The following is a 2,560-nucleotide window of genomic DNA, read 5'->3' as shown; positions in this document are numbered from 1 at the left end:
ACGGCTATGCCCAGATCACCGGCAGTAATCAGTTTGGTACCCACGGTCCCGAGGGTCTTATCTTTGGCGCCCACCGTGTCCGTTTGGGCGTGAAGGGTGAGGCAGTGCCCGGCGTGACCTATAACTTCCAGTACAAGTGGGACGGTGCCTATTTGAGCAGCCCCCTGAACACCACCTTGGGTCTGACTGGAGTCCCTGGATCCAGTTCCGGTGTGCAGGAAGCGGAAATCAACTTCGGCTTCATCCCGGCCTTGCAGTTGGAGGTGGGTAAGTTCCGCGTGCCCGTCGGCATGGAGCGCACCCAGTTCAGCGGCAATAACCTGTGGTTCATCCAGCGTTCCATGAACCAGTCCCTGGGCGCCAATCGGAGCGCGGGTGCTGCCTTCCACAGTCCCGATGTCATGGGCACGGGCCTCTACTACAAGCTCGGTGTCTTCGACAACCACTCCTTGAATGGCAACAACGCGTTTAATTCCGGGAACGTGTCTAGTCCTTTCGGTGCCGGGCAGAGTGGTGTGGGCATGCCGACGGTGGGGGGTGTGCTGTCCAACGGTAGCGGTCACTATCTCTTCGCCGGTATGGTGGGTTATAAGCTCAATCCGCTTCTCAACGTCGAAATCTCTGGCGCTCGGGCCGATGCCTCCAACTTCGAGAAGTACAGTGGTTTCGCCGCCTCCAAGAACATCACGGCTTGGAACGTGGGTGCGCGCGGCGGTTTGATGGGCCTGAAGTACATGGCCGAGTACAGTGCCGATGTCAGTCCCAACGGTATCGAGGGCGCCCGCACGCAGGATTGGTACGTGGCTTTGGCGGCCAACCTGCATGAGATGACCCTTACCCCTGACTGGTTGGACCTTGAGCCTGCCGTGCGTTTCGAGAAGTATCGCTACGTCAGCAACCAGACCGGAGAGGATGCCACGCTGGCGAATACCACCATCGGTCTGAACTACTACGTCAACCCCAACAATCCGCACGCCGCGGAGGTGCAGTTGAACTACGTGGTACCGACGCAGACCGCTTACTGGCGCGCCCACCAGGTCGCTCCGGTCAACGGCTACATCTACAACACCCTGGCCCTGCAGTTCCAGGCAGGCTTCTAAAGCGCTCGCACAGAAGCGTTGGGTGTAATCCGGGTGCGCCAGCACCCGAGGCCGCTCCCCACGGGGAGCGGTTTTCTTTTGTCCCATCCCTTGTTCTGCCGGCGTCGACTGGAGTCGTCGTCGATGCTGGGTTATATTCCTTCTAGAATTTTGTCGTTCACCAAGGTGGGGAAGATATGTGCCTCGGTCGTAACATCGCGGTCGGCGTGAAGGCGGATCCACGCTGGCTGCCGCTTCCCCTGCCGCAGGGTGGAGCCGCTCTCTAATCCATGGTCGAGGACCAGAAATTTCAGCCTCTGCGGGATTTCCTGCCGAGTCGCGCCGGGCTACATCTGGTCGATTTCCAGAATGTTTTTCTGGGAGCTACGGAGAAGTATGCCCTGCGTGAGCCCCGGGATCTCTGTCGGGATGTTCCTGCCGATGCCATCCTCTTTTCCGCGGATCCCGAGGACGATGGCCGGAGTTATCTTTTTACCCGTTGTGAGGATACCGGACTCTTTTTCCTGCCCGTGCAGGAACTCTCCGATGCCTTGGATGGCCAGGCTCTCGCCTTCGTCGACGGTCACACCCACATCTCCACCTTCTTTGCGGAGATCATGGGTGGTGGCGGTAATCTTGTGCGGATGGCCTTGCCGCATCTGGTGTACTGGCGCAAAAAGCGCTTCCGCACCCGCCTGACACTGGATCATCGGATGGTTCTGGGTCGCCGCGATGGCAAGACGGCGCAGACTCGGCTCATCAATTTCAGCACCGGCGGTGTCGGTTTCCTCACGGATATCGGCGATCTCCAGCCTGGCGAACTGGTCCTGATGATCATGGACCTTGCGGCCTGCGGTCCGTGGGAGGTCACCGGTGTCATCGTCCGCACCGAGCCCAATCTCGACGCGCAGCACCGCGTCTATGCCGCTGCGCGCTTCCAGCTGTTGCGCACACAGCAGATAGAGCTCGAGCGCATCTATCGGTGTCTGGGCGGTTTCGGCCCAAGTCGATCTCCAAATCTCGAGGAATCAGCGCAACCAGCTACCATCTTTGCTCCCCTACCGAGGGTATCGACCGCGGTAGCTCCAGAGCCTGCGCAGCCTCCGACCACGCCCGTAGCGCAGGAGTCTGCGGAGCCCATGGAAGCTTCGCGCGCCACGACGAGTGGTCCGAAGGAGCCGACGCCGTCGACCCTTGCACTGCGCCGTGCCGGTGCAGCGCCGACACACCCTGAGCGGGAGGCCGTCCAGGATCGGAAGGCTTCGGACCCGTCGGAAGCCGATTCGGGATCGGATCAAGACAGTCAAAACGGCCAGCCCGCGCGAGTGCTCTCCGCTCGCCTTTCCATGCAAGGTGTCTATCAGGTCAACTTCTCCGCCACGGCGACGGCAGCGCCGGATACCCCCGCCGTGCTGCTGGAACCGGAGCAAGATTCTGAATTATCCTTGCAATTCGAAAATACGTGGCAACCATCTGCAGAG

2 protein-coding genes are annotated in these 2,560 nt (G+C 60.4%); both read left to right on the top strand.

Translation table 11 applies throughout. From position 1 onward, the window contains the following. On the top strand, positions 1 to 1,100 hold a 1,100-nt coding region (locus Q0C23_RS03115), incomplete at its 5' end, for a porin (RefSeq protein WP_291510921.1). A gap of 269 nt (positions 1,101 to 1,369) precedes the next feature. Then, positions 1,370 to 2,560 (top strand): PilZ domain-containing protein (locus Q0C23_RS03110; RefSeq protein WP_291510920.1); only part of this gene is annotated, 1,191 nt, incomplete at its 3' end.

This window comes from Acidithiobacillus sp. (genome assembly GCF_023256195.1).
GTDB lineage: Bacteria > Pseudomonadota > Gammaproteobacteria > Acidithiobacillales > Acidithiobacillaceae > Acidithiobacillus_A.
The sequence above is the reverse complement of the archived record's forward strand: the minus strand, read 5'-3'. Positions and strand labels throughout refer to the sequence as shown.